At 60.5% G+C, this 8,347-nt stretch carries 8 protein-coding genes; 2 read left to right on the top strand and 6 right to left on the bottom strand.

What is annotated here, in order from left to right:
* Window positions 1–764: 764 nt before the first annotated feature.
* From hemW to BM269_RS28695, 3 genes are read right to left on the bottom strand one after another with little or no spacing between them, the layout of a single operon-like run.
* The gene (hemW, locus tag BM269_RS28685) at window positions 765–2,000 is read right to left on the bottom strand and encodes a radical SAM family heme chaperone HemW (protein ID WP_090445973.1); all 1,236 of its coding nucleotides are present in this window, start codon (window positions 1,998–2,000) and stop codon (window positions 765–767) included.
* Window positions 1,997–2,584, bottom strand: coding sequence for an RdgB/HAM1 family non-canonical purine NTP pyrophosphatase (gene rdgB, locus BM269_RS28690; RefSeq protein ID WP_090445976.1), 588 nt, complete (start codon window positions 2,582–2,584; stop codon window positions 1,997–1,999). The genes hemW and rdgB overlap by 4 nt, the downstream gene beginning before the upstream one ends.
* 31 nt (window positions 2,585–2,615) lie before the next feature.
* Window positions 2,616–3,620, bottom strand: coding sequence for an NADP-dependent oxidoreductase (locus BM269_RS28695; protein ID WP_090445980.1), 1,005 nt, complete (start codon window positions 3,618–3,620; stop codon window positions 2,616–2,618).
* A gap of 98 nt (window positions 3,621–3,718) precedes the next feature.
* On the opposite strand from BM269_RS28695, the gene BM269_RS28700 reads away from it, so the two are divergent.
* Window positions 3,719–4,624 carry a LysR substrate-binding domain-containing protein gene (locus BM269_RS28700; protein WP_090445983.1) on the top strand — a complete coding sequence of 302 codons (906 nt, stop codon included), beginning with the start codon at window positions 3,719–3,721 and terminating at the stop codon, window positions 4,622–4,624.
* On the opposite strand, the gene rph is transcribed toward BM269_RS28700, so the two are convergent.
* The 3 genes from rph to BM269_RS28715 are packed head-to-tail and all read right to left on the bottom strand — an operon-like array spanning window position 4,593 to window position 7,263.
* Window positions 4,593–5,321: a ribonuclease PH gene (gene rph / locus BM269_RS28705; RefSeq protein WP_090445986.1), complete on the bottom strand. Its 729-nt coding sequence runs from the start codon at window positions 5,319–5,321 to the stop codon at window positions 4,593–4,595. The two genes, BM269_RS28700 and rph, sit on opposite strands and share 32 nt — an antisense overlap.
* A gap of 7 nt (window positions 5,322–5,328) precedes the next feature.
* Window positions 5,329–6,261: a PP2C family protein-serine/threonine phosphatase gene (locus tag BM269_RS28710; RefSeq protein ID WP_090445989.1), complete on the bottom strand. Its 933-nt coding sequence runs from the start codon at window positions 6,259–6,261 to the stop codon at window positions 5,329–5,331.
* A 12-nt stretch (window positions 6,262–6,273) separates the two neighbouring features.
* A complete protein-coding gene (locus tag BM269_RS28715; RefSeq protein ID WP_090445991.1) occupies window positions 6,274–7,263 on the bottom strand; it encodes a serine/threonine protein kinase in 990 nt (329 codons plus the stop codon).
* A gap of 97 nt (window positions 7,264–7,360) precedes the next feature.
* On the opposite strand from BM269_RS28715, the gene BM269_RS28720 reads away from it, so the two are divergent.
* A complete protein-coding gene (locus BM269_RS28720) occupies window positions 7,361–8,251 on the top strand; it encodes a YicC/YloC family endoribonuclease (RefSeq protein ID WP_090445994.1) in 891 nt (296 codons plus the stop codon).
* The last annotated feature ends 96 nt before the right edge of the window (window positions 8,252–8,347 follow it).

Here is an 8,347-nt window from a genome sequence, read left to right on the forward strand (position 1 = left end):
ATACCGAGTTAACTTGGGCGTCTGCGATATAACATCCCTTGTCATTGACTAAGGAAACCCTTCACCGGCGGGGCTTCTTTAGGATTCACTGCGTTCCATACAGCTTAACAAAATCGACAAAAGTCGCAGCGACCTGGTACGCATCGATTTTGACATATTTGCAACCAACTGGGGAGGGACGCTGAGGACGCAACGGCAGCTTCTGGCCGTAAGCGCCTCCGGGGGCACGTTAGTTGTAGACGAATGCGATGTGCTCTTTGTTCCTATCATTGAGGACATAAGAACGGACACACATCCGAAAATTTTCTTCCAGATCAATCTCAGTACGAAAGGAAAGAAGAGCAGCAGCATCAATGCGATGGCGCTGCAGATGCGCTTCCAATCCGTGTCGGTAAGTCAAAACACATTTCCTTACTCTCGTGGGAAGCCCGAATAGCTCTTCGCTTGTCGCGGGAATCCAATTAATGACTACCTTCGCTCCGCGCTGCTCTCTCGCCATCTCATACACATCCTCGAAGACGAACCCGTCGTCTACATAATTCATGCCACTCGTGAAAGAGTGCGACCAATTATGCGCCATCGAGCCTATGGATTTATACTTCATCAAGAATGCACTTTGCTATAGGCCGCTCTTAGCCGAACTCGGACCGCTACTTTGCCAACTCCAACCCGATTTCATCCGGCCCGAGCGCTATTCAAGCGGGTAATCCGTACCGTATTAACCCGCTTGAAAAGCTTCGCTCCCCGCGAGCCTTAGTTGTCTGTTACAAGAACATCTGCTGCAGATCGTTGAGGAAGCGCTGCCCCAACTCGGTCGGTTTGATCAGCATGTGGTCGCGATACAGCAGGCCTTTTGCTTCTGCGGCGTTGAGCTGTTTCTCGATGGTGTTCAGCGCCATGCCGGTGCGTTCGGCGAACAGGTTCGGTTCGAAGCCGCCCTGCAGGCGCAAGGCGTTCAGCATGAACTCGAAGCCCATCTCATCGCGCGACAACTCGCGCTCTTCCTGCACTGGATTGCCGGCGGCCACCGCGTCCATATAGGACTTGGGCTGCTTGTAGCGCGCCTGGCGCAGTACTCGGTGCGGGAAGGACAGCTTGGTATGTGCGCCGGCGCCGATGCCAAGGTAGTCGCCGAACTGCCAGTAGTTCAGGTTGTGGCGCGCCTGGTGGCCGGGCTTGGCGTAGGCCGATACTTCGTAGTGGCCGTAGCCGTTCGAAGTGGTCAGCTCGGCGATCACGTCCTGCATGTCCGCGCTCAGGTCGTCGTCCGGCAATTGCGGCGGATACTTGGCGAACAGCGTGTTCGGTTCCATCGTGAGGTGATACAGCGACAGGTGTGGCGGCTTGAAGTCGATCGCGGTCTGGATATCCTGGCGCGCCTGCTCCAGCGTCTGGTTTGGCAGCGCGTACATGAGGTCCAGGTTGAAGTTGTCGAAGTTCGCCAGCGCGATTTCCACCGCGCGCTTCGCTTCACCGTCATCGTGGATGCGGCCCAGTGCCTTCAAGTGCTCGCTGTTGAAGCTCTGGATGCCGATCGACAGGCGATTGATGCCACTGTCACGGTAGGAGCGGAATTTCTCGGCTTCGAAGGTGCCGGGGTTGGCTTCCATCGTGATCTCGCAGGCACCATCCAGCGGCAACAGGCTGCGCAAGTCCGACATCAATCGGTCCATGCCGGCAGCCGACATCAGGCTCGGGGTGCCGCCACCGATGAAGATCGTGTAAATCTTGCGGCCCCAGATCAGGGGCAGCGACATTTCCAGGTCGCGCCGCAGCGCATCCAGGTATTCCATCTCCGGTACTTCGCCCTTTGCCTCATGCGAATTGAAATCGCAGTAAGGGCATTTGCGCACACACCACGGCCAATGGATGTACAGCGAAAGCGGCGGCAATGCCTGCAGGTTCAGCGCGCCCGGGCGCAGGTAGGTTGCAGCGACGCCGGCGGCGCTGTCGATGGTGCGGCTTGGTACGGCATTGCCGACCGGCTTAATCGGGATCATTTCTTCAGCTTCTCAACCAACGCGCGCAGGGCCTGGCCGCGATGGGACAGGCGGTTCTTCTCTTCCGGCGCAAGCTCGGCGACGTGCTTGCCCAGCGCTGGGATCAGGAAGTACGGGTCGTAACCAAAGCCGCCCTCGCCGCGCGCCTCCGGCGAAATCACACCTTCCCAGCGCCCATCGGCGATGACCGGCTGCGGATCGTCGGCGTGGCGCACAAACACCAGCACGCAGTAATAGTAGGCCGATTTGTCGGCATGCGCTGCCAGGTCGGCGATCAGTTTCTCGCTGTTGCGCGCATCCGACTTCGGTTCGCCCGCATAGCGTGCCGAGTACACGCCGGGCGCACCGCCCAGCGCATTCACGCACACGCCCGAATCGTCGGCCAGTGCCGGCAGGCCGGTCAGGCGGGCCGCATGGCGTGCCTTGGTCAGTGCATTTTCGACAAAAGTGTGAAAAGGCTCATCCGCCTCCGGCACGTCGAATTCACCCTGCGGGTGGGCGGAAAAACCAATGGTCGAGAGCAGCTCGTTGAATTCCTTGAGCTTGCCCTTGTTGTTCGATGCGAGAACGATGCGTTGTGTCATGAATATCGGCTCTTTAGAAAGAGCCGACATTTTAAACCACTTGCAGCACCAGCTTGCCCTGGTTGGCGCCGTTAAACAGCTTGGCGAATGTGTCGGGGAAGGAGTCGAGACCCTGCACCACGTGTTCGCGGGTTTTCAGCTTGCCGCCCTGGATCCAGCCACCCATGGTGGTGATCGCCTCCATCGCGCGGTGATAGTAGTCGCTCACCATCACGCCACGCATGGTGGCGCGCTTGACCAGCAACTGCAGGTAGTTCGAAGGGCCGGTTACAGCGTCGGTATTGTTGTATTGCGAGATCGCACCGCAAATCACCACGCGAGCTCCGTGTGCCAGGTTGGCAAGCGCTGCATCCAGGATTTCACCACCGACGTTATCGAAGAAGACGTCGACACCTTTCGGTGCATGCTGGCGCAACGCGGCGGCCAGGTTTTCGGTCTTGTAGTCGATGGCGGCATCAAAGCCCAGCTCCTCGACCAGGTAACGCACCTTGTCCGCTCCGCCGGCAATGCCGATGACGCGAGCGCCTTTGAGCTTGGCGATCTGCCCCACCAACGCGCCAACGGCACCGGCCGCGCCGGAAACAAGCACCGTGTCGCCCTCCTTCGGCTGGCCCACGTCCAGCAGGCCGAAATAGGCGGTCAGGCCTGGCATGCCGAGCGCACCGAGGAACAACGGCAGCGGCGCCAGCGAAGGATCGACCTTGCTCAGGCCAACGCCGTTGTGAATCGCATACTCCTGCACACCCAGCAAGCCGGTGACGTGGTCGCCAACGACAAATCCAGGGTTACGCGATTCCACAATGCGGCCCACGGCAATGGCGCGCATCACATCGCCCAGCGCGACTGGCGGCATGTACGAGTCGGTCGACGCGTTCATCCAGCCGCGCATGGCCGGATCCAGCGACACATGGGAGATCCGGATCAGGATTTCGCCCTCCGCCAGCGCGCGCAGCGGCATCGTGGCGAAGTCGAAATCGGAACGCTGGATGGCGCCCACAGGGCGGCGGGCAAGCAGGAACTGGCGGTTGTTGGTCATGACGCTTCCAAAGAGGTTTGAATGACGCCAGTGTACGGACCATGACCGTGCTTGATAAGTCAACGACAAGGCATTACATTGTTGACCAAGGAGGAACAATGAATCCGCAACGCCTTGCCATTTTCGCTACCATCATCCAATCCGGCAGCATCAGCGCTGCCGCGCTCAAGCTGGGCTGCGGTAAGTCTGTCGTTTCGCGCCAGCTCGCCCTATTGGAAAAAGACCTCGGCGCGCGCCTGATCCAGCGCTCGACGCGCCAGCTCGCGCTGACCGAGGTGGGACAGCTGGTGCTGGACGAGGCGCGCCAGATCGAGCGCTCGCTGGACAAGATCGCCCACCTCGCCGACAGTTACCGGCAGCAGGTCCGCGGCCTGTTGCGCGTTTCGTGTTCAATGGCCGGACGCCGCGTGCTGGTGCCGCTCCTGGCCGATTTCACGGCGCAGTACCCGCAGGTGAAGGTGTCGCTCCAGTTGGACGACGCAATGGTCGACCTGATCGCGCAGCAGATTGACGTGGCGATCCGCACCTCCGCCCTGGTCGACTCGACGCTGGTGGCGCGCAAGCTGGCCGAAAGTCCCAGCGTAGTCTGCGCCGCGCCCTCCTATCTTGCCCGCGCGGGCACGCCGCGCACGCCGCAGGAATTGCAGCAGCACGCCTGCTTGCTGTACGCGGTGGGCGCGCGGGTTTATGACGAATGGAATTTCGGCGAAGCCGGTATCGTGCGTGTCGATGGCCCGCTGCAGATGAATGATGGCGGCGCGTTGGTGACGGCAGCCGTGGGCGGTGCGGGCATCATCAAGGTGCCCTTGCCCATCGTCGCCGACGAACTGGCCGGCGGCCAGTTGGTACGCATCATGGAAGATGTGGCTGTGCCGCCGGGTCCAGCCACCTATGCGGTGTACCCGGCGCGCGAATTCCTGCCTTTGAAAACCGCCGCGTTCGTCGACTTCCTGCGCCAGCGTTTGGGCGAAATTACAGTCCGAGCGCCTGCTTCTGCAGCTTGACCAGGTCCTTGATGCCGCCTTCGGCCAGGTCCAGCAGGCGGTTCATGGCCGCACGGTCGAAGGCCGCGCCTTCAGCGGTGCCCTGCACTTCCACGAAGGCGCCGGCGTCGGTCATGATCACGTTCATGTCGGTGTCGCAGTCCGAATCTTCCAGGTAGTCCAGGTCCAGCACCGGCACGCCCTGGTACACGCCAACCGAGATCGCCGCCACGAAATGCTTGACCGGGATGGTTTCGATCATGCCGCGCGCTTTCAGCTTGGAGAAGGCGTCATAAGCAGCCACCATGGCGCCGGTGATCGACGCGGTGCGGGTGCCGCCATCCGCCTGGATCACGTCGCAGTCCAGTTGCAAGGTGCGTTCGCCGAAGGCTTCCAGGTCGAAGGCTGCGCGCAGCGACCGGCCGATCAGACGCTGGATCTCCTGGGTGCGACCGCTTTGCTTGCCTTTGGCGGCTTCGCGGTCCATGCGCGAATGGGTCGAACGCGGCAGCATGCCGTATTCGGCGGTCATCCAGCCCTGGCCCTTGCCTTTCAGGAAACCGGGCACGCGCTCTTCGATGCTGGCCGTGCAAATCACCTTGGTGTCGCCGCACTCGATCAGCACCGAACCTTCGGCGTGCTTGGTGTAGTCGCGGGTGATGCGGATATTGCGCAGCGCATCGACGGCGCGGCCGCTCGGGCGGTTCACAGTGCTCATGGAATTCCTATTTCAGTAACTGGGTGGATTTCTCGATGGCGCCGCGGATTTCCGCGATCGCCTTTTCAATTTCGTCGTCATCGAACGCGTCGGTTTCCACCTTGGCGCCGTGGATGGTGGTGCTGACCACATCCTGCGGCAGCTGCTCGGTCGAAATCACGGTGGAACCGGCGTGGGTGGTCGGCGTGCCATCGGCCACCAGCGCGCCCTGCCACATGATGGCCAGCGCCGTCACGTTGTCGCTGGTGTCACCGGCGCGACGCAGCGCGGTCGTCAGCATGTCCGGTACTGCCCGCACCACGGTCTGGGTGGTCAGCATCTGCACCAGCTCTTCGTCGCTGACCACCGACCACAAACCGTCGGAGCACAGCATCAGGGTATCGCCCGGCAGCAGGTTGGCGCGGCCGGATACTTCGATGCGCGGCGCGCTGCTTGCGCCCAGGCAGGCGTAAAGCTTGTTGCGGTCCGGGTGGGTATTGCGCGCCGAGGCAGGGATCAGGCCCTTCTCGATCATGTTCTCGACGTGCGAATGGTCGCGCGTGCGGCCGTGCAGCTGGCCGTTGCGCACCCAGTACAGGCGCGAATCGCCGCAATGCGCCCACACCGCGGTATTGTGCTGCACCAGGCAGGCCACGATGGTGGTACGCGGCGACTCCGGCATATTGTGGGTCATCGTGTACGTATGGATGTCGTTATGCGCGGCTGCCAGCGCCTCCTCCAGGAAGCGCTCCGCCCCCTTCACGTACGGCGTTGCCTGCTGCTGGAACATCTGCGAAATGGTGCGGGTCGCGATGGAGGCGGCGATCTCACCGCGCGCGTGGCCGCCCATGCCGTCAGCGAGCACCAGCAACAGCGCGTCGCGCGTGAAGCTGTAGCCCATCCGGTCCTGGTTGACCTTCCGGCCCCCGATATGCGTTTCCTGGTAAACGGCGAATTGCATGGCATGGGCTCCTTATTGTTGGCGCGGGGCCGTTTCTTTTTTACGGCCAAATCCGAGCTTGCCTGCCAGCTTGCCCAGCTTCTCTAATGCCCCCGGCGGAGGCGGCGGTTCCTTCGGTGCCGGCGCCTGCGCCAGCATCTTTTGCAACTCGAACAGGCTTTGCGGACGGGCCAGAGGGTCGATCTGCAAAGTCCATCGTACCAGCTTCACCAGCTCCGGCGAATAGAGGATTTCCATCTTCTGGAAGTGCGGCTCCATCTTGTCCTCCTTGCGGCGCTGGTCCGCCGGCTGCGGCGGCTGGCCGAGCATGCAGGCGAAAATCGACGCGCCGATGGAATAGACGTCGGTCCATGGGCCCAGCGCCTCGGTCTTGGAGTACAGCTCGGGCGGTGCAAAGCCGGGCGTGTACATCGGCATCAGCTTCGGGCTGTCCGTATTCACGGTCTGGCGCGCCGCGCCAAAGTCCAGCAGCATGGGCGTGCCGTCCGTGCGCAGGTAGATATTGGCCGGTTTCAGGTCCAGGTGCAGCAGCTTGTTGGTGTGCACCTCGCGCAAGCCTTTCAGCACTTGCGTGAAGATCTGGCGCACGAAGGCCTCGCTGCAATTGCGACCCTTGCTGCGTTGCCGCTGGATGTGATCCTGCAAGGAATGACCCGATTCATAGGCCATTACCATATAGACAGTTTCATTGGCACGGAAGAAATTCAACACCCTTACAACATTTGGATGTGAAATCTTCGCAAGTGCACGACCCTCTTCAAAAAAGCACTTCAGCCCGATCCTGAACACTGCCAGGTTCGATTTCGTGACCACAGGTACCATCTCGCCCTCTTGACGCAATGCAAGGCTGCTTGGTAAATATTCTTTAATTGCTACTGCATTACCTTCGGCGTCGTAGGCCAGGTACACAATACTGAACCCGCCTGACGCAATTTTCTTTACAATGCGGTATCCAGCAATTTCCAGACCATCCGGTAATGGAGCGTTGTTCTGAGCTGCCATAAGTTTCCTCGCTTCAACTAAACCGGATTGTGTGGGACAAAGCAATATATTGTAAAGACAAAGACAAAATCGGGGATATCCTTTGAGCATTTCCAGCATGACTGGCTACGCCGTAGCCACCAGCGAAAGCGCGGCGGGCACGCTGACAATTGAGATCAAAAGCGTCAATTCGCGCTTCCTTGACCTGCAATTCCGCATAAATGACGACTTACGCGCGCTCGAACCCGATTTGCGATCTGCCATCATGGGCGCCATTACCCGCGGCAAAGTGGAGCTGCGGCTGAGCTTTGGCCGCAAGGCCGCGGCGGCCGGCACCCAGGCCTTGAATGTAACGCTGCTCAACGAACTGGCGCGCCTGCAAGGCGAGGTCAGCCAGCATTTCAGCGGCGCGGCACAGATGAGTGTTGCTGAACTACTCCGCTGGCCGGGTGTTGTCGAAGAGGCACAAATCGGCCAGGAGTCGCTCCAGGCCGACGTTTCGTCCCTGATGAACAAGACCCTGGAAGCCTTCGTCCAGAGCCGCCAGCGCGAAGGCGCGGCATTGGAAGCGATGCTGGTTTCGCGCATCGAAGCGATGGAAGGCATCGTGAAACGAATTACCCCACTAATTCCTCAGGTAGTTGCACAATTCCAACAAAAAGCCGTGGAGCGCATGCAAGAGGCGCTCGGTTTGGCCTGCCAGGGATCGAATACCGCGATGTCGCGCCAGGACGCCATGGAGCGCATCCGCCAGGAAGTGATCCTGTACGGCATCCGCATCGACGTGGCCGAAGAACTGGGCCGCCTGTCGGCCCACCTGGGCGAAACCCGCCACATCCTGAAAAAAGGCGGCCAGGTCGGCAAGCGCCTGGACTTCATGATGCAAGAGCTGAACCGCGAAGCGAACACCCTCGGCGCCAAGGCCTCGGTCAAGGAACTGGCCGACGCCTCGATGGAGCTCAAGCTGCTGATCGAGCAGATGCGCGAACAGGTCCAGAACCTAGAATAAAAAAAGTCGGGGTCAGATACCGTCTTGAATGGCAAGCCCTTTTTCCAAGTATTTTGGGTCAAAGGGTTTGCCCGACTTAACTACCCCGTAAATCAG

The sequence above is a fragment of the Duganella sp. CF458 genome (genome assembly GCF_900113115.1).
Taxonomy (GTDB): domain Bacteria; phylum Pseudomonadota; class Gammaproteobacteria; order Burkholderiales; family Burkholderiaceae_D; genus Rugamonas.